The sequence below is a fragment of the Promicromonospora sp. NPDC060271 genome, from assembly GCF_042726755.1.
GTDB lineage: Bacteria > Actinomycetota > Actinomycetes > Actinomycetales > Cellulomonadaceae > Promicromonospora.
Genome location: NZ_JBHXBG010000031.1, coordinates 1 through 18,206, shown reverse-complemented (window position 1 = coordinate 18,206; position 18,206 = coordinate 1). Strand labels below are relative to the sequence as shown.

17 protein-coding genes are annotated in these 18,206 nt (G+C 72.8%); 10 read left to right on the top strand and 7 right to left on the bottom strand.

All coding sequences use genetic code 11. The features are described 5' to 3' along the window. Positions 1–31 precede the first annotated feature (31 nt). From ACFWE2_RS07445 to ACFWE2_RS07430, 4 genes are read right to left on the bottom strand one after another with little or no spacing between them, the layout of a single operon-like run. A complete protein-coding gene (locus tag ACFWE2_RS07445) occupies positions 32–784 on the bottom strand; it encodes a succinate dehydrogenase/fumarate reductase iron-sulfur subunit (protein WP_377223576.1) in 753 nt (250 codons plus the stop codon). Next, positions 781–2,766, bottom strand: coding sequence for a fumarate reductase/succinate dehydrogenase flavoprotein subunit (locus ACFWE2_RS07440; RefSeq protein WP_377223575.1), 1,986 nt, complete (start codon positions 2,764–2,766; stop codon positions 781–783). The genes ACFWE2_RS07445 and ACFWE2_RS07440 overlap by 4 nt, the downstream gene beginning before the upstream one ends. 46 nt (positions 2,767–2,812) lie before the next feature. Continuing rightward, positions 2,813–3,622 (bottom strand): hypothetical protein, encoded by an 810-nt coding sequence (locus ACFWE2_RS07435; RefSeq protein WP_377223574.1) that lies wholly within the window; start codon positions 3,620–3,622, stop codon positions 2,813–2,815. Continuing rightward, on the bottom strand, positions 3,619–3,912 hold the full coding sequence (locus tag ACFWE2_RS07430) for a hypothetical protein (protein WP_377223573.1): 294 nt from the start codon (positions 3,910–3,912) through the stop codon (positions 3,619–3,621). The genes ACFWE2_RS07435 and ACFWE2_RS07430 overlap by 4 nt, the downstream gene beginning before the upstream one ends. A gap of 132 nt (positions 3,913–4,044) precedes the next feature. On the opposite strand from ACFWE2_RS07430, the gene ACFWE2_RS07425 reads away from it, so the two are divergent. The 4 genes from ACFWE2_RS07425 (at position 4,045) to ACFWE2_RS07410 (ending at position 6,689) form a co-directional block, all read left to right on the top strand. Beyond that, the gene (locus ACFWE2_RS07425; RefSeq protein WP_377223572.1) at positions 4,045–5,076 is read left to right on the top strand and encodes a protein kinase family protein; all 1,032 of its coding nucleotides are present in this window, start codon (positions 4,045–4,047) and stop codon (positions 5,074–5,076) included. 85 nt (positions 5,077–5,161) lie between these two features. Then, positions 5,162–5,341 (top strand): hypothetical protein, encoded by a 180-nt coding sequence (locus ACFWE2_RS07420; protein ID WP_377223571.1) that lies wholly within the window; start codon positions 5,162–5,164, stop codon positions 5,339–5,341. Between the two features lie 283 nt (positions 5,342–5,624). After that, entirely contained in the window at positions 5,625–6,158 is a 534-nt protein-coding gene (locus tag ACFWE2_RS07415) for an RNA polymerase sigma factor (RefSeq protein ID WP_377223570.1), read from the top strand. Positions 6,159–6,212: 54 nt separating this feature from the next. Continuing rightward, complete coding sequence (locus tag ACFWE2_RS07410; protein ID WP_377223569.1) at positions 6,213–6,689, top strand: peroxiredoxin family protein; 477 nt, start codon at positions 6,213–6,215, stop codon at positions 6,687–6,689. Between the two features lie 13 nt (positions 6,690–6,702). Here ACFWE2_RS07410 and ACFWE2_RS07405 read toward each other — a convergent pair whose 3' ends face one another. From ACFWE2_RS07405 to ACFWE2_RS07395, 3 genes are all read right to left on the bottom strand, one after another. Beyond that, entirely contained in the window at positions 6,703–7,578 is an 876-nt protein-coding gene (locus ACFWE2_RS07405; protein ID WP_377223568.1) for an oxygenase MpaB family protein, read from the bottom strand. Between the two features lie 43 nt (positions 7,579–7,621). Further along, entirely contained in the window at positions 7,622–8,488 is an 867-nt protein-coding gene (locus tag ACFWE2_RS07400; RefSeq protein ID WP_377223567.1) for a formate/nitrite transporter family protein, read from the bottom strand. A gap of 185 nt (positions 8,489–8,673) precedes the next feature. Beyond that, positions 8,674–9,225: a 4'-phosphopantetheinyl transferase family protein gene (locus tag ACFWE2_RS07395; RefSeq protein WP_377223566.1), complete on the bottom strand. Its 552-nt coding sequence runs from the start codon at positions 9,223–9,225 to the stop codon at positions 8,674–8,676. Positions 9,226–9,276: 51 nt separating this feature from the next. Between ACFWE2_RS07395 and ACFWE2_RS07390 the strand changes: the two genes are divergently transcribed. The 6 genes from ACFWE2_RS07390 (at position 9,277) to ACFWE2_RS07365 (ending at position 18,125) form a co-directional block, all read left to right on the top strand. Continuing rightward, a complete protein-coding gene (locus ACFWE2_RS07390; protein WP_377223565.1) occupies positions 9,277–11,964 on the top strand; it encodes an AMP-binding protein in 2,688 nt (895 codons plus the stop codon). A 37-nt stretch (positions 11,965–12,001) separates the two neighbouring features. Next, positions 12,002–13,051 (top strand): iron ABC transporter substrate-binding protein, encoded by a 1,050-nt coding sequence (locus ACFWE2_RS07385; protein ID WP_377223564.1) that lies wholly within the window; start codon positions 12,002–12,004, stop codon positions 13,049–13,051. Continuing rightward, entirely contained in the window at positions 13,035–14,588 is a 1,554-nt protein-coding gene (locus tag ACFWE2_RS07380) for an ABC transporter permease (RefSeq protein ID WP_377223563.1), read from the top strand. The genes ACFWE2_RS07385 and ACFWE2_RS07380 overlap by 17 nt, the downstream gene beginning before the upstream one ends. 13 nt (positions 14,589–14,601) lie before the next feature. Then, positions 14,602–15,771, top strand: coding sequence for an ABC transporter ATP-binding protein (locus ACFWE2_RS07375; RefSeq protein ID WP_377223562.1), 1,170 nt, complete (start codon positions 14,602–14,604; stop codon positions 15,769–15,771). A 65-nt stretch (positions 15,772–15,836) separates the two neighbouring features. Next, the gene (locus ACFWE2_RS07370) at positions 15,837–17,228 is read left to right on the top strand and encodes an NAD(P)-binding protein (protein ID WP_377223561.1); all 1,392 of its coding nucleotides are present in this window, start codon (positions 15,837–15,839) and stop codon (positions 17,226–17,228) included. Between the two features lie 87 nt (positions 17,229–17,315). Then, entirely contained in the window at positions 17,316–18,125 is an 810-nt protein-coding gene (locus ACFWE2_RS07365; RefSeq protein ID WP_377223560.1) for a S1 family serine peptidase, read from the top strand. Positions 18,126–18,206: the final 81 nt, after the last annotated feature.

The following is an 18,206-nucleotide window of genomic DNA, read 5'->3' as shown; positions in this document are numbered from 1 at the left end:
CCTGCGCGCCGCGCCGGGCACTGCTCGCCGCTCAGCCGCGCCGGCGCGAGATCGTCCGGCCCAACCAGACCAGGGGGTCGTACCGCCGGTCCGCGACGCGCTCCTTCATCGGGATCAGCGCGTTGTCGGTGATGTGGATGCCCTCGGGGCAGACGTCGGTGCAGCACTTCGTGATGTTGCACCGGCCGAGCCCGTGCTCCTCCTGCGCGGCGGGCACCCGGTCGGCCACGTCGAGCGGGTGCATCTCCAGCTCGGCGATCCGCATCAGGAAGCGCGGCCCGGCGAACGACTCCTTGTTCTCCTCGTGGTCGCGCACCACGTGGCAGGTGTCCTGGCACAGGAAGCACTCGATGCACTTGCGGAACTCCTGCGAGCGCCCGACGTCGACCTGCGCCATCCGGTACTCGCCGGGCCCCAGGCCGGCCGGCGGCGTGAACGACGGGATCTCGCGCGCCTTCACGTAGTTGAACGACACGTCGGTCACGAGGTCGCGGATCACCGGGAACGTCCGCATCGGCGTGATGGTCACCACGTCGTCGCGCTCGAACACCGACATCCGCGTCATGCACAACAGGCGCGGCTTCCCGTTGATCTCCGCCGAGCACGACCCGCACTTGCCCGCCTTGCAGTTCCACCGCACCGCGAGGTCGGGGGTCTGCGTCGCCTGTAGCCGGTGGAGGACGTCGAGCACCACCTCGCCCTCGTTGACCTCGACGCGGAAGTCGGCCAGAGCGCCGCCCTCGGCGTCCCCGCGCCAGACCCGGAACGTCCCCGTGTAGCTCATGCGGTGCCTCCCAGTGGACCTGGATCGGGATCTGGACCTGCCGGTTGCCCGGGGTGCGCCACCAGCTCGTCCGGCGTGTAGTACTTCTGGAGCTCGGCGAGGTCGAAGAGTGCGAGCAGGTCCTCGCGCATGGGCACTCGCTCGGCAGGCTCGACGACGACGCGCGGCACCATCTCGTCGCCGTCGGTACAGCGCGTCACCAGCACCCGGTGGCGCCACTCGGCGTCGAGCCCCGGGTGGTCCTCGCGGGTGTGCCCGCCGCGGCTCTCGGTGCGCAGCAGGGCCGACGCCGCCACCGCCTCGCTGACCATGAGCATGTTGCGCAGGTCGAGCGCCAGGTGCCAGCCCGGGTTGTACTGCCGGTGACCCTCGACGAACACCTGCCGGATCCGTGCGCGCAGCTCGCCGAGCCGCCGCTGCGCCTCGGCCACCTCCGCCTCCGTGCGGATGATGCCCACCAGGTCGTTCATCATCCGCTGGAGCTCGGCGTGCAGGGTGTAGGGGTTCTCGGCCTCGCCGCGGGTCCCGTCCGGGGCGTCCGCCGGCGGGTCGAACGGGGCGAGCGTCATCTCCGCCGCCGCGTCGACGTCGGCCGCGCGCACGGCGGGCCGGCGCTCCAGGCCGACGACGTAGTCGGCGGCGCCGAGCCCCGCGCGGCGGCCGAACACCAGCAGGTCCGAGAGCGAGTTGCCGCCGAGCCGGTTCGAGCCGTGCATGCCGCCCGCGCACTCCCCCGCCGCGAACAGCCCGGGGACGCGCGACTGCCCCGTGTCGGGGTCGACCTGGATGCCGCCCATCACGTAGTGGCACGTGGGGCCGACCTCCATCGGCTCCGCGGTGATGTCGACGTCGGCCAGCTCCTTGAACTGGTGGTACATCGACGGTAGACGCCGCTTGATCTCCTCGGCCGGCATGCGGCTCGCGATGTCGAGGTAGACGCCCCCGTGCGGGGAGCCGCGCCCCTCCTTGACCTCCGTGTTGATCGCGCGGGCCACCTCGTCGCGCGGCAGCAGGTCGGGCGTGCGCCGGTTCTTCTCCTGGTCGTCGTACCAGCGGTCCGCCTCGTCCTCGGTGTCGGCGTACTGACCCTTGAAGACGTCGGGCACGTACTCGAACATGAACCGCTTGCCCTCGGAGTTCTTGAGCACCCCGCCGTCGCCGCGCACGCCCTCGGTCACGAGGATGCCCTTGACGCTGGGCGGCCAGACCATGCCCGTCGGGTGGAACTGGACGAACTCCATGTCGATCAGGTCGGCGCCGGCGCGCAGCGCGAGGGCGTGGCCGTCCCCCGTGTACTCCCACGAGTTCGACGTGACCTGGAACGACTTGCCGATGCCGCCCGTTGCGAGCACCACGGCGGGCGCCGAGAACACGACGAGCCGTCCCGACTCGCGCCAGTACCCGAGCGCCCCGGCGATCGCGCCGTCGGGCCCCGCGGACGGGTCCTTCAGCAGCTCCGTGACCGTGCACTCGGCGAACACCCGCAGGCGGGCCTCGTGGTCGCCGGTCTCCGCGAAGTCGTCCTGCTGGAGCGCGACGATGCGCTGCTGCATGGTGCGCAGCAGCTCCAGCCCGGTCCGGTCGCCGACGTGCGCGAGCCGCGGGTACGTGTGCCCGCCGAAGTGGCGCTGGCTGATCCGGCCGTCCTTGGTGCGGTCGAACAGCGCGCCGTAGGTCTCGAGCTCCCACACCCGGTCGGGTGCCTCCTTGGCGTGCAGCTCCGCCATCCGCCAGTTGTTCAGGAACTTGCCGCCGCGCATGGTGTCGCGGAAGTGCACCTGCCAGGAGTCGTTCTCGTTGACGTTGCCCATGGCCGCCGCGCACCCGCCCTCGGCCATCACGGTGTGCGCCTTGCCGAACAGCGACTTGCAGACGATCGCCGTCCGCAGGCCGCGTTCGGCCGCCTCGATCGCGGCCCGCAGCCCGGCACCCCCCGCGCCGATGACGAGGACGTCGTACTCGTGCCGTTCGATCTCCGTCAAGACGGGGCTCCCACTCAGTCGTTTCGGCTCGGCTGGTCCGGCTCGGCTATCCGATGAGCCGCAGGTCGGTGATGGTGCCGCTCGCGACGAGCGCGACGTACAGGTCGGTCAGGATGAGCGAGGCGAGCGTGGTCCACGCGAACTGCGCGTGCCGCGTGTTGAGCACGGACACCCACGTCCAGAGCCGGTACCGCACCGGATGCTTCGAGAAGTGCGTGAGGCGACCGCCCATCACGTGCCTGCACGAGTGGCACGACGCCGTGTAGCACCACAGCAGCACCACGTTCGCGAGCAGCACGAGGTTGCCGACGCCCACGACGAACCCGTCGCTCGGATGCCGGAACGCGACCAGCGCGTCGTAGGTGTTGATCACCGAGATGACCACCGCGACGTAGAAGAAGTACCGGTGGACGTTCTGCAGGACCAGCGGGAAACGGGTCTCGCCGTTGTAGGTCGCGTGCGGCTCCGGCACCGCGCATGCCGCGGGGGCCAGCGCGAACGACCGGTAGTACGCCTTGCGGTAGTAGTAGCAGGTCAGCCGGAACAGCAGCAGGAACGGCAGGCTCAGCGCCGCGTACGGCAGCAGGGGGTGGTCCGGGAGGAACATCCCGAAGTGCGACGAGCCCGGTTCCGACGCGCACCCGAACGACACGCAGGGCGAGTAGAACGGCGTCAGGTACCGCTCGTCGGCGAAGAAGTACCGCTGCTGGAAGGCACGCACGCCGCCGTACGCCAGAAAGATCAGGATGCCGACCGTGGTCGCCAGCGGCGGCAGCCACCACCGGTCACTCCGCAGCGTCCGCGCCCCGACGGCGGCCCGGCCCGGGCTGTCCACGCCGCGCGCGGTGGTCGTCACGAGCGGTCGCCGTGGTAGCCGCCGAGCCCTTCGTCGTCGGCGTCGCTGAACATCGTCTCGTCCAGCGGGGTGTCCGGGACGACGACGTGCTCCGGCAGGTGCCCGGAGGTCCGCACCTGTCGCACGGGCTCCGCCGACGCGAGCTCCGCGGCGTCGATCTCCAGCCGCTCGAGGTCGTTCACCAGCCGGCGCACCTCCGGCCCGTCGCCGAACGCGCTGCGCACCACGGCGACGCTCTGGCGCAGCTGCTCGATAGAACGGCGGAGCGTCGCAAATTCGGTGGTCGTCATCGGGCACCTCCGTTGGCGACGCGCCTCACGCCGGTGTGAGGTGCGTCACCACAGACTCTGCCGTGAACGCACCGGTTAGGCAAGGGCGGCGCGCGCGTGGGCGCCGTCTGCCCACGTGAGAGGCTGGCGGCCATGTCCAACGCCGCCCGCCTCGCCGCCCACGGCGCCGCATCCACAGCGCTGTCGCTGTACAGCGACAGCAGGCTGCGCGAGCTCGTGGACGCCGCAACGCCCATCGGTTCCGGCATCGGCGGGAGGACGGTCCTGCTGGAGGTCGAGGGGATCCCGGTCTTCGTCAAGCAGGTGCGCCTCACCGACCTCGAGCTCCGGCCCGAGAACGTCCGCTCGACCGCCGATCTCTTCGGGCTGCCGACCTTCTGCCACTACGGCGTCGGCACCATCGGTGCACCGGGGTTCGGCGCCTGGCGCGAGCTGGCCGCGCAGATCATGACGACGAACTGGGTGATAGCGGGCGACCACGAGGGTTTCCCCCTGATGCACCACTGGCGGGTGCTGCCCGACCGCGGCGAGCCGCCTCCGGAGGAGCTGGCCGACGTGGACCGGGCCGTCGCCTACTGGGGCGGCGGCCCGGAGATCCGGCGTCGGCTAGAAGCCCTGCGGCAGTCCCCGGCGAGCCTCGTGCTGTTCCTGGAGTACATCCCGCAGAACCTGCACGACTGGCTGGGTGTCCAGGTCGGGGCCGGCGGCGAGGTCGCCGAGCGTGCCTGCGCCATGGTGGAGGACGAGCTGGACGCCGGCATCTCGTTCATGAACGCCCGCGGGCTGCTGCACTTCGACGCCCACTTCCAGAACATCCTGACCGACGGACAGCGGCTCTACTTCGCCGACTACGGGCTCGCGATCTCGTCCGGCTTCGACCTCAGCCCCGGTGAGGCCACCTTCTTCGACGAGCACCGCGGGTACGACCGGAACCTCGCCCGCACGCACCTGGTGAACTGGCTGACCGTCGCCCTGTACGGCTACGGGCCCGACGAGCGCAGGGAATTCGTGCGCTCGTGCGCCGAGGGCGCGGTCCCGGAGGGAGTACCGGCGGGCATCGCGGCACTCCTGGTCAAGCACGCGCCGCTCGCGGCGGCCATCGGGGACTTCCACCGCCAGTTCCAGCGGGTGAGCCGGACGACGCCGTACCCACCGGTCACCTAGGGCCGGACCATCGCCCCGGCGGGCGGACCTCGGGTCGCGCCGTGGGACGATCAACAGGACGACTGGTCGACCACGAGGAGGGTCCGTGCCCGACACATCCCGGCCCGCGGGTAGGCCCGACGGCGGCGACGCGGCCTGCTGGCTCTCGGAGGTCTGCGCGGAGTGCGGCGCCCTCAACGAGTCCCCCACGGGCCCCTGCTGGCGGTGCGGCGCCGCCCGCGACACCGACATCCGTCCGCCCGAGAGTCCGGCTGACGGGAGCTGACCAGCGGGTGCCATGTGGGCTGAACTACGTTCGGCCGCGCCCTCCCTTTGCGGGCTGTGCTGAATAGTTCAGGTCAGGCGAAGTAGCCAGAGCCAGGGCGAACGAGATTCAGCAGACCTGGCACCCACCACAGGGGCATACCTTGCCCGCGGACCCCGGCCCCAGCGGCCTGAATCCTTCTGCCCTCGAGTCGGCTCTTATAGGGGCTGGGACATGTTCGGCACCTGAGGAGGTCCATTGAACGTCTGCATCGTGGTCGGCACCGCGTGGCAAGGGCGGGCAGATGGCTGAGACCACCTGGCCCCGGGAGTCGCTGATCCGCGCCGCGCAGGGCGGGGACACGGCAGCCATCGCGGCGCTGGTCTCGGGGTCGCACCCGCACGTCCAGCGGTTCGCGCGCACCCTGTGCGCCTCGCCCGAGGACGCCGAGGACTCCGCGCAGGAAGCCCTGATCATCCTGTACCGCAAGATCGGGACCCTGCGGGCCTCCGGTGCGCTCGTGTCGTGGATGTTCCGGATCGTGCGCAACGAGTGCCTGCGGCGGGCCCGCCAGGCGCTGCGCACCGCACCCGACCTAACGCCGCCCGAGACCATGGTCTCGGCGGAGGACGACGTCCTGCAGCGGCTCGAGGCGGAACGGGTGGCCGCGGCCGTCGCCCAGTTGCCCGCCGACCAGCGCCGCGTCCTGATCATGCGGGACGTCCAGGGCTACCCCGGCAAGGCGGTCGCCGACGCGCTCGGCCTGAGCACGGCCGCCATGAAGTCCCGCCTGCACCGGGCCCGGACGGCGGTCCGCGAGCTGCTGCTGCACGGCTGACGTCCGCCTGACGAACGGCCCGACCACCTCACCACCACCTCACCTGGAGACCCCATGCTCGAAACCGGATCCGTGCTCCCCGACCTGGAGCTCGAAGACACCACCGGGCGTCCCGTCCGCCTCACCGACTACCGCGGCTCGGACAACGTGCTGCTCTACTTCATGCGCTCGGTCACCTGCCCGGTCTGCGCCATGCACGTCAAGGATCTCGCCGCCCGGGCCGCCGACCTGGCGGGCGCCGACGTGCGCGTGCTGATCGTCGTCCCCGAGGGCCGCAGCGAGGCAGCCGCCTGGCAGGCAGGCCGCGACCTGCCGTTCCAGGTGGTGACCGGCCGGCACGGCTCTCCCCACGCGGCCGTCGGCCTGATGCGCAAGGTGTTCGGCGCCGTGCAGCAGTCGGGCAGCCTCCTGGTCGACAGGGCCGGGGTCGTCCGCCACGCGCACTCCGCGACCGTGCCGACGGGCAGCTACGACCGCAGGGGGATCACCGCGGCGGTCGCCGCCCTGCCGTTGGCGGACCCGCTGCCCTGACCCAGCCGCCGGGTCACCATCGGCGGCCCTGCCGGGAGACGTCGTCCATGCCCCAGCGCACGGCCCGGACGGCGACTCCTCCGGCGGGGCCGCCCAGGACCCGGCTGAACCGGGTCTCCACGCCGAGCTCGGCGCGGGCCCACTCGGGCAGCAGCGCGACGGCTCCCGCCGCGAGCAGACGGTAGGGGGCGCGCGCCGGCCAGGGCAGCGGCGGCTCCCGCAGCAGGAACCGCGCCGTGTCGAGGGCGGCGGGCGTGGCCTCCAGCTCGCCGCGGTAGGACGCCAGGCACTCGGCCAGCCCGGCCACCGTCTCCGGGACGTCCGTCGCACCGAGGGCCCGCGCTACCCGGCCCGACTGCGCGACGTACTCGTCCGCCTCGGCCGGGTCGAGCGGCCGCACACCGTAACGCTGGTGGGCGGTCAGGAACGAGTCGGCCTCTGCGACGTGCACCCACGTGAGCAGGTGCGGGTCGCTCGCGCGGTAGGTGCGGCCGTCCGGCGCCCTGCCTCGCACGCGTGCGTGGACGGCGCGCACGCGGTCGACCATCTCCTGGGCGTGCTCCGCCGTCGCGAAGGTCGTGTAGCCGAGGAACGTCGAGGTGCGCGCGAGCCGGCCCCACGGGTCTCCGCGGTAGCCGGAGTGGCCGGCCACGCCCGCCATCGCCAGCGGGTGCAGCGACTGGAGCAGCAGCGCGCGCAGCCCGCCGACGAACGTCGCCGAGTCGCCGTGGACCAGCCGGATGGGACTGTCGGGCGGGAACCAGCGAGGTCCGGGCGTGCGGTGGATCCGGTCGCGCGCCTCGTATCCGCCGGGCCCGGCGACCCGCAGGAACAGCGCGTCCCCCACCCGCGCCCGCAGGCGTTCGACGGGGTTGATGACAACCGACATACCGCCAGTATCCGCCCGACGGCGACGGAAGCGGCAGTGGCCGTCAGACCAGCTCGCGCTCGCGTTCCGACGTCGGCTCGCTCGCGACCTCGACCAGCGCCACCGGGCGCCGGCTCGGCGCCGTCCGGTGGTGCGTCGCGTACAGGACGAGCCCGACGAAGGTGAGCCCGCCCACCAGGTTGCCGACGACCGTCGGGATCTCGTTCCAGACCAGGTAGTCCATGATCGTGAAGTCGGCGCCGAGCAGCAGGCCGGACGGGAACAGGAACATGTTCACGATCGAGTGCTCGAAGCCCATGTAGAAGAACAGCATGATGGGCATCCACATCGCGACGACCTTGCCGATCACGCTCGTGGAGATCATGGCGAACACGACGCCCGTCGACACCATCCAGTTGCAGAGCACGCCGCGCACGAACAGCGTGAGCATGCCGGCCGCGCCGTGGTCGGCGTAGCCGACGGTCCGGCCCTCGCCGATCACCCCGATCGCCTGGCCGACCTCGCTGGGCTCGGTCGAGAAGCCGTACGTGAAGTAGATGGCCATGAGGACGGCGACCATGATCGCGCCCGCGAGGTTCCCGACGAACACCAGGCCCCAGTTGCGCAGCACCGCGCCGACGGTGACCCCCGGCCGCTTGGCCAGCCACGCCAGCGGCGCGAGCGTGAAGACGCCGGTGAGCAGGTCGAACCCCAGCAGGTACAGCATGATGAAGCCGACCGGGAACAGGATCGCGCCGAGCAGCGGCTCCCCCGTCTGGGTGGACACCGTCACGGCGAACGCGGCGGCGATCGTGAGCAGCGCCGCACCCATGAACGCCCGGATCAGCGTGTCCCTCGTCGACAGGTGCACCTTCGCCTCGCCGGCGTCGATCATGCGGGTCACGAGGTCCGCGGGCTTCACGTGGGTCATGGTTCTCCCAGTTCCAGGGGGCGGCTGCCGGGGCCAGGGCAAGTTGGTCAGAGCGCCACCATGCGGTGGCGCCCTTCCCCGGAAGGGTCGCGAACCAGGGTTTCGCCGCGCGAGCCGCGGCGTTACGTTCGCGGCGCTTTTTCCTCACCGCCCGCTGCCCGACGCCGAGAGCCGTGCCGCACGCCCTACGCGCGGATCGGCCGGGGCCAGTGCGTGATCCGGGGCGTGCCCGCCGGCCCGGCGGGCGTCACGAGGACCGCCGCATAACCGGGCAGGGGCGGTCGGAGCTCGGCGATCGCGACGTCCCCCCGCGCCGGCGTCCCGGCCTTGAACAAGGCTTCCCTGGTCGCCCACGCGGGCCCGTCCGCCGGGTCGGCGAGGTCGGCGAGCCGCTGCACGTCCACGCCGACGGGCCCGCGCGGGACCAGCGCGACCACGGCCAGCAGCCCGGAGTGCGAGACGGAGACCGAGGGGGCCGCCGTGCCGGTGCCCGCTATCCGCGGCGCCCCGTGCGGACCGCCGCACTCGGCGCAGGTGCGGTCGACCACGACGTCGGCCGGCGCTGTCCCGAGGTGAGCCCCGACCGCCACACGCAGCAGCGCCGCGCCGACCATGGACCGTCCGCGGTCCGCGGACCGGTCGAGCGACTCGACCCGCGCTCGCTCACCGCCGTCGAGCAGGCCGAGCAGATCGCGGTCCGCGGCGGCCAGCGACGACCACCAGACCTCGGTGCTCACGACTTTCACCTCTTGTCAAGGAAAGACTCAGGTTAGGTTAGCATTCCCTTCGTGTTGACCGCCCTCCCGCCCGCTGCGGCCAGCCGTGGCACCCGTTCGTCGGCTGATCCGGTCGCCGACGAGGCGTCCGGGCGGCTCGCGCTGCTCACCGCCTCCGGCGAGGGCCTGTCCCGCGAGGAGCTCCGGCGCACGGTCGCCGACATCGCCGGCCGGCTCCCGGACGTCACCGACGGCCGCCGGCTCGTCCACCTGGCGCTCCGACCGGACCTCGCGAGCGTGACGGCGTACCTGGCCACGCTCCACGCCGGCCACGTCCCGCTCGTCACCCCCGACGACGCCCGCACCGGCACGATCCTGGACCGGTACCCGCCGGACGTCACCGCGACAGGCGACCCCGAGCGACCGTTCGACCTGCTCACGGCGGCCCCGCGCCATCTGCTGCACCCGGACCTCGCCCTCCTGCTGAGCACGTCGGGCAGCACCGGCTCACCGAAGCTCGTCCGGCTGTCCAGGCAGAACGTCCGCAGCAACGCCCTGGCGATCGCCGCGGCGCTCCGGATCACCGAGGACGACCGCGCGATCACGAGCCTTCCGCTCCACTACTGCTTCGGGCTCTCGGTGCTGCACTCGCACCTGGTCGCGGGCGCCTCGGTCGTGCTGAACGAGGGGTCGGTACTGACCGACGACCTGTGGAGCACGGTCGACGAGCTGGGCGTCACGACGCTGGCGGTCGTGCCGCACACGGTCGAGCTCCTGGAGTCCACCGGCGCCCTCGAGCGGCCCCACCCCTCGCTGCGGCTGCTCGCCCAGGCCGGCGGCCGGATGCACCCCGACCGCGTCCTGCGCACCGCCGCCCTGGGACGACGGCACGGGTGGGAGCTCGCCGTGATGTACGGCCAGACCGAGGCAACGGCCCGCATCTGCGTGCTCGACCCGGCCCTCGTCGCGGACAACCCCGACGCCGTCGGGCGGCCCGTTGCCGGGACGTCCCTGCACCTCGACACGAGCGTGCCCGAGGCGTCCGACGGGTCCGGTGAGGTGGTCGTGCGCGGTCCCGGCGTGATGATGGGCTACGCCGAGCACGCGGACGACCTCGCGCTCGGCGCGATGCTGTCCGAGCTGCGGACCGGTGACCTCGGGCGGATCGGCCCGGACGGCCTGCTGCGCCTGGTCGGACGCCGGGCCGGGTTCGTCAAGGTCATGGGGCTGCGGATCGACCTGACGATGGTCGAGTCGGCGCTCGAGGCCGCCGGGTACGTCGCGTCCGTCGGGGGTGACGACGCCGGCCTGACCGTGCTGGTCGAACCGGCTCCGGACGCGGTACCCGTCGAGACGGCCGCGCTCGTGCGGCGTCTCGCCGGCGACGCGTCGGGGCTCTCCCCCGCCTCCGTCGCGGTCGCCGTCGCCGAGCTGCCCCGGCTGCCGAACGGCAAGGTCGACCGCCTGGGGTGTGTCGCGCTCGTCCGCCGTGGCCGGCCGGACACACAGCCGCACGGTCGGCCCCCCGAGGAGAGCCTGCAGGACGACGTCGAGCCCGTGGACACCAGGCCGCCCCTCGCCGAGCGCGTGGCCGGCGTCGTCGGCGACGTGCTCGGGCTGGACGCCGTCGACCTCGGGCGCAGCTTCGTCCAGCACGGCGGCGACTCGCTGAGCCACGTGCAGGCGTCCGTCCAGCTCGAGAAGCTCGTCGGCACGCTGCCGCCGGGCTGGCACCACCGCCCGCTCGGCGAGCTGGTCGAGCGGGGACGCTCTCACGACGGCGGCCTGACGGGCACCGGGCTCGTGGACGGCGCGGCGCTCCCCGACGACACGGCCCGCACGAGCGGCGCACCCGGACGCGGGCGCTGGTGGCACAGCGTGGAGACCTCGGTGCTGCTCCGCGCGATCGCCGTCGTCATCATCTGCGGCTCCCACGCCGACCTCTTCCACGTCCTGGGCGGAGCGCACACCCTGCTCGCGGTGGCCGGCTTCAACGCCGCCCGGTTCGGCCTGTCGATGCCGACGGCCCGCGGCCGGTGGCGGGCGAGCACCCGCACACTCGTCGGCGTCGCGGTGCCTACGGCCGCGGTGGCGCTGTTCGGCATGGTGGCCCAGGACCGCTACGGGTGGGCCAACGTGCTGCTCGTCAACTGGATCTTCGGCGACGTCGCCTACGGGTTCCGCAACGAGCTGTGGTTCGTCGACGCGCTGATCGCGTGCACGGTCACCCTCGCGGCGATCCTCGCCGTGCCGTGGGTGGGCCGCGCCTGGCGGACGCAGCCGTGGCGCGTCGCGGCGGTCGTCGCGCTGGTCGCGCTCGTGCCCCGCTTCCTCGTCCTGTCCCTCGGCGAGGGCGTGCTGCGCGGGATCATGCCGACGACGTTCTGGCTCTTCGCGGTCGGGGCCGCCGTCGCGTACGCCGACACCCGGCGGCGCCGCCTGCTCACGCTCGCGATCGCCGTCGTCGGCGGGGCGACGTTCTTCCCCGACGACCCCGTGCGCAACGCGACCATCCTCGCCGGCATCGCGCTGCTGACGTTCGTCCGCGAGGTGCGCGTGCCCGCGTGGGCCCTGCCCGTCGTCGGCCTGCTCGCGTCGGCCTCGCTGTACGTCTACCTGGTCCAGTTCCCGATCCTCGACCTGGTTCCCCACCCCCTCGGTGCCACCCTGACCGCGCTCGCCGTCGGCTGCCTCGTCTGGCGCCTCGCCGACCGGCCCGTCCGGCGCCTGCAGGACCTGCTGCTCCGACCGAACCGCTGAAGAACCCAGACCCCAGAGACGAGACATCCCAGTGCCCATGAGACGACACCTCGGCGCCGCCGCCCTGCTCACCCTGACCCTGCCGCTGGTGCTGGCCGCCTGTGGCGGCGGATCCGGCGGATCGGGTGGGTCCGGCGACGAGCCCTTCGAGCCGCAGGCCGACGCGCTGCAGATCTACTCCTCCCAGCACCGCAACGTCACCGAGGCGTGGGCGCAGGCGTTCACCGAGGAGACCGGCATCAAGACCCAGGTGCGCGAGGGCCAGGACGCCTCGATGGGGCACATGATCGTCGAGGAGGGCGAGGCGTCGCCCGCCGACGTCTTCCTGACGGAGAACTCGCCGGCGATGACGATCGTGGAGCGCGCGGGTCTCCTGGAGCCCGTGGACCCGGCGACCCTGGCTCAGGTCGGCGAGGGTATGGCGCCGTCGTCGGGGCAGTGGACGGCGATGGCCGCCCGGTCGACGGTGCTCGTCTACAACACCGACGAGATCAGCGAGGACGAGCTGCCGACGTCGATCATGGACCTCGCCGAGCCCGAGTGGGCCGGCCGGTGGGGCGCGGCACCCGGCGGCGCGGACTTCCAGGCCATCGTTGCGGGCATGCTGTCCGACCAGGGCGAGCAGAAGACCCAGGCCTGGCTCGACGCGCTGGCCGAGAACGCCGAGGTCTACCAGAACAACATCGCCACGATGCAGGCCGTCAACGCGGGCGAGGTCCCGGTCGGGATCATGTACCACTACTACTGGTACCGCGACCAGGCCGGCGACAAGGAGGGCAGCGCGAACACCAAGCTGCACTACTTCGGCGACCAGGACCCCGGCGCGTTCGTCAGCCTGTCGGCCGGCGGCGTGCTCGCCTCCTCGGACATGCCGGACGAGGCCCAGCAGTTCCTGGCCTACATCACCAGCCCGGAGGGCCAGCAGGTGCTGGTCGACAGCGGGTCGATGGAGTACGCGGTCGGCACCGGGGTCGAGTCCGACCCGGCTCTCCCGCCGCTCGCGGAGCTCGACGCTCCCCCGGTCGACCCGTTCACCCTCAACTCCGACGACGTGCTCACGATGATGACGGATGCCGGCATCCTCTAGGTCGCTCGACGTTCGAGGGCACGGCCTCGGGGCGCGCGGCGTCGCCGCGGGCGCGGCGCTGGTCGCCGCGCTCGCTCTGCTGCCCCTGCTCGTCGTCGTCCCCGATGCGCTGTCCGCCGATCCGGGCGAGGCCGCGCGCTACCTGCTGCGCCCCCGCGTCGGCGAGCTGCTCGGCAACACCGGGCTGCTGTTCGCCGTCACGGTGCCTGCCACGGTCGTGGTGGGCGTGGCCGCGGCGTGGCTCGTCGAGCGCACCGCGCTGCCCGGCGCCGGGGTGTGGCGCACGCTGCTCCTGGCCCCGCTGGCCGTGCCGTCGTTCGTCAGCGCCTACGCCTGGGTCACCGTGGCGCCGTGGCTCGACGGCTTCGGTGGCGCGGCCCTGGTCACGACGCTGGCGTACTTCCCGTTCGTGTTCCTCCCGGTGGCGGCCATGCTGCGCACGCTGGACCCCGGCGACGAAGAGGCGGCCCGCTCCCTCGGCCTCTCGCCGGCCGCGGCCGTCGTGCGCACCGTGCTGCCGCGGCTGCGGCCCGCGCTGAGCGGCGGTGCGCTGCTGGTGACGCTCCACCTCCTGGCCGAGTACGGCGTGCTGGAGATGATGCGCTTCCAGACCTTCACCACGGCGATCATGCAGCAGTACGCCGTGGGGTTCAGCAGCACGACCAGCAGCCTGCTCGCCTCCGTGCTGCTCACGCTGTGCCTGGTCGCGCTCACGGGAGACCTGCTGGCCCGGGGCCGGCACCGGGTCGCCCGGGTGGGCTCGGGCGTCCAGCGGCGCGCCGTGCCGGCCGTCCTCGGCGGGTGGACGGCGCCCACGCTCGTCCTCCTCGGCGCCCTGGTCGCCCTCTCGGTCGCCGTCCCGGTGGCCACCGTCATCCGGTGGCTGCTGCACGGGCTGCTGGCCGGCGACCCGCTCGGCGCCGGCCTGGTGCGGGTCACGCTGAGCACCCTCGGTCTCGCCGTGCTGGGCGCCGTGGCGGCCGTCGTCGCCGCCCTGCCAGGGGCCTGGCTGCTGAACCGCCACCGCTCGGCCCTGACCATGCTGCTCGAGCGCGCGACCTTCGTCGCGAGCGCCCTGCCCGGGGTGGTCGTCGGGCTGGCCCTGGTCACCCTCGCCGTCCGATGGGCCAGGCCCGTCTACCAGAGCGTGGGGCTGATCGTGCTGGCCTACACGATCCTGTTCCTGCCCCGGGCGATGGTCTCGCTGCGCTCTGGCCTCGCCGCCGCCCGCCCCGAGCTCTCGGAGGCCTCCCGCTCCCTGGGGCTGAGCGGCCCGGCGACCCTCGTCCGGGTCGTCCTGCCGCTGGCCGCCCCCTCGGTGCTCACGGGGCTGGTGCTGGTAGCCCTTGCGGTCAGCACCGAGCTGACGGCCACGCTCCTGCTGGCGCCCACGGGGACGGATACCCTCGCGCTGGCGTTCTGGCGCGAGGCGAGCGAGCTGGACTACGCGGCCGCGGCACCCTACGCCGCGGTGATGATCACGATGTCGGTACCGCTCACGGTCCTGCTGCGGCGGCAGATCACGGAGGAAAGATGAGGGGTCAGGAGCGATGAGCGAGCTCAAGATTCTCGGCGTGAGCGCCGGGTACGGCCGGGACAAGGTGCTCGACGACGTCGATCTCACCGTGGCCGAGGGTTCGACCACGGCGGTGCTGGGCGGCTCCGGCAGCGGCAAGACCACGCTCCTGCGCGTGGTCGCCGGGTTCCTGCGGCCGGCGGCCGGCACGGTCACGGTCGACGGGCGGACCGTCGCGGGTCCCGGCACGTGGCTGCCGCCCGAACGCCGCGGCGTCGGCTACGTCCGGCAGGACGGCGCGCTCTTCCCGCACCTCTCGGTCGCGGGGAACATCGCCTTCGGGCTGCCCTGGCCGCGGCAGCGGCACCACGACCGCGTGCTCGAGCTGCTCGACCTCGTCGGCCTGCCCGCCGCGGTCGCGGGCCGGCACCCGCACCAGCTCTCCGGCGGCCAGCAGCAGCGGGTCGCCTTGGCCAGGGCGCTCGCCCCTCGCCCGGGCCTGATCCTGCTCGACGAGCCGTTCTCCTCGCTGGACACGGCCCTGCGGGCCGCGACGCGGGAGGCGACCGCCCGGGCGCTGCGCGCGGCGGGCGCGACGACCGTCCTGGTCACCCATGACCAGGACGAGGCGCTCTCCTTCGCCGACGAGGTCGCGATCCTCAAGACCGGCCGGTTCCGGCAGGTCGCCAGCCCCAGGACCGTCTACCGCGAGCCGGTCGACGCCGAGGTCGCGGAGTTCCTCGGTGACGCTCTGCTGGTCCCGGGGAGGCTGGTCCCGGGGAGGCTGGTCCCGGGAAGGCTGGTCCCGGGGAGGCTGGTCCCCGACAGCCCGGCCGACGGCGGGGTCACCTGCCTGCTCGGCACGCTGCCGGTGCACGGGTCCGCCGTCCACGGTGACGGTGACGGCAAGGGCGACGTCGACGTCGACGTGATGATCCGCCCCGAGCAGCTCGCCCTGACCGAGCCCGGCGGCGGCCGGCTGGACGCCATGGTGCGCAGCGTCGCCTACTTCGGGCACGACGCCGTCGTCGAGCTCGACCTGGCGGACGACGGGTCGGGCGACGGGTTCCACGGCCCGCTGCGCTCCCGTGTCCTCGGTGTGGACGCGCCGGCTCCCGGCGAGCTCGTCGGGGTGCGCGTGACGGGACGGGTGCGCGCCCTTCCCCGCAGGATCGACGCACGGGCCCTCGCCGCCCGTACCTGACCACGCGCGACCTTCACCCGCGCCGCCGGTTGCTCCCCGGTGGGGACGGTGCTGCAGTGGAAGGCATGGCTAGCACGATGGAGGCCGACTACCTGGTCGTCGGGGCCGGGGCCACCGGGATGGCGTTCGTCGACGCGCTCGTCGACCACGACCCCGGGGCGCGGGTCGTCCTCGTCGACCGGCGGGCCGGCGCCGGAGGACACTGGCTCGACGCCTACCCGTTCGTCCGCCTGCACCAGGCGTCGCCGTTCTACGGTGTCGCGTCGACGCCGCTGGGCACCGGGCGGCTGCAGACCGAGGGCCCGGAGACCGGCCTGCACGAGCGGGCCACCGGCGCCGAGATCGCCGCCTACTACGCGAAGGTGCTGGCCGACCGGCTGCTCGCCTCGGACCGGGTCACGTTCCGTCCAGGTCACGAGCACCTTGGCGGCGGGGCGCTCCGCTCGCTCGACACCGGCAGGACCCTCGACGTCCACGTCCGGCGTCGCGTCGTCGACGCGCGGTACCTCTCACCGGGCATCCCGGCCACGACCCCGCCCCCGTTCGTCGTGGACGAGGGTGCGCGCGTCGTGCCGGTCGGCTCCATGCCGGCGCTCGAGCCCCGCGGCATGCCCGACCGGTGGGTCGTGGTCGGCTCAGGCAAGACGGCGACCGACGCGTGCATCTGGCTGCTCGCACGGGGTGTCGATCCCGGCGCGATCTGCTGGGTGCGGCCGCGCGACCCGTGGATGCTCAACCGCGCCGTCATCCAGCCGGACCCCGCGATCTTCCTCGGCATGGCCGCCGACCTCCTGGGCGCGGCGGCCGAGGCGGCCTCGCCCGACGACCTCTTCCTCCGGCTCGAGGATCACGGCATCGTGCTGCGCATCGACCCCTCCGTGACCCCCACCATGGCCAAGACGCCGACGCTCGCACAGTGGGAGCGCGACGAGCTGCGCACCATCGAGAACGTCGTCCGGCTCGGGCACGTCCGCCGTGCCGAGCCCGACCGGATCGTGCTCGACCACGGTTCGGTGGTCACGGGGCGAGGCACCGTCGTCGTGCACTGTGCCGCACCGGGACTGCGATACCCGCTGCCGGTCCCCATCTGGGGCGAGACGATCACGCTGCAGCCGATCCGGACGGGGTTCCCGTGCTTCGGGGCGGCGCTCGCGGGTTTCGTCGAGGCGACACGCGGCGACGACACCGAGAAGAACGCGCTGTGCCCGCCTACTCCGTACAGCAACACGCCGGCCGACTGGATGGCGATGCAGGTGCTGGGCAACCGGGCGTCCCTATCGTTCGGCGCCGTCCCGGAGATTCGCGCGTGGGCGAACACGACCGTCCTCAACCCCGCGCGGATCGGACCTGGCGACCTGGATCGGGCGGACGTGGCCGACGCCGTCGCGCGCCTGAGGCGGAACGCGCCGGCCGGGGTCGCCCGGATGGCGCGGTTCGCCGGGCTCGTACCGACGTAGCCGGGAGGGGTCCCCAGACGGTCCGACTACTTTTCGGGCAGGACGGCCAAAAGGTCTTATCCGGATCTCCAGCCCGAAAGGATCACAGTGGACATCAAGCGAAAGCGCAGGATCCGCATCGCCGCGGGCCTCGCCGCCGCGGCGCTCGCTTGGACGGGCGTCACCGGCGGCGCGGCCGCGGCGGTCGACGACGACCCCGTCCGGCCGTTGGTCGTCGGCGGACAGGCCGCCAAGGAGGGGCAGTACCCCTGGCTCGTCGCGGTCGGCTCCACCGGCACCGGCACGCCGTACCAGCGTGCGTTCTGTGGCGGCTCGGTCATCACCGAGTCGGTGGTCATCACCGCCGCGCACTGTGTCGAGGAGCGCGACCCCAGCGACCTGGTGGTCTTCTCCGGCTCGGTGAACCTGAAGTCCGCCAAGCTCGTCAAGACCCGGGTTGCGGACGTGCACGTCGCGGAGGACTTCAACGACCCGATCGACTACGCCAACGACTGGGCACTGCTGCTGCTCGACAAGCCGGTGAAGGTCAGGCCGATCGCCGTCGCCCAGAACCCGAAGACGTACAAGACCCTCCAGACGGCCGGCTGGGGAAACACCGGCAACGGCTACCCGGCCGTCGCCCGGTGGGTCAAGCTGCCCTTCGTCGACGACAGTGCCTGCGCCAACGCCTACCCGCGCGCTCTCGACCACGAGACCATGCTGTGCGCGGGTGACCTCGAGAACGGCGGGGTCGACTCCTGCGACGGCGACTCGGGCGGCCCGCTCATGGCGCCGACCACGAACGGTGGCCGGATCCTGGTGGGCATCGTGAGCTGGGGTGACGGCTGCGCCTCAACCCGAGCCCGCCCTGCGTCTACACCGGCGGCCAGATCCGCTTCGACGGCCGCGACCTGCTGACACTCACCGAGAAGGAGCTGGGCCGGGTACGCGGCCGGGACATCGCCATGGTCTTCCAGGACCCGATGACCTGCCTGGACC